This is a genomic window from Paraburkholderia sp. SIMBA_054, assembly GCF_046534875.1.
Lineage (GTDB): Bacteria > Pseudomonadota > Gammaproteobacteria > Burkholderiales > Burkholderiaceae > Paraburkholderia > Paraburkholderia hospita.
In genome coordinates, this window is record NZ_JAWRXV010001435.1 from 1 (window position 1) to 245 (window position 245).

A 245-nucleotide genomic window follows, 5' to 3' on the forward strand; every position below is an offset into this window, starting at 1 on the left:
GGAGCCAGCATGACGAGCGACATCGCAAGCGTGAGCCTGCCCGACGGCGAGCGCATCCCGAAACTCGGGCAGGGCACATGGGAGATGGGCGAGCAGCCGGCGCGCCGCGCGGCTGAGATCGACGCGCTGCGATGCGGCGTCGAGCTCGGCATGACGCTGATCGATACCGCCGAAATGTACGGCGACGGCGCAACCGAATCGCTGCTCGGCGAAGCGCTTGCAGGACTGCGCGACCAGGTGTTCCT

The 245-nt window shown here is 68.2% G+C and carries 1 protein-coding gene; it reads left to right on the forward strand.

Annotation, left to right across the window (positions count from 1 at the left end; translation table 11 throughout):
- Positions 1 to 9 precede the first annotated feature (9 nt).
- Positions 10 to 245: aldo/keto reductase (locus tag SB822_RS59785; RefSeq protein ID WP_410859471.1), on the forward strand; the 236-nt coding region annotated here is incomplete at its 3' end.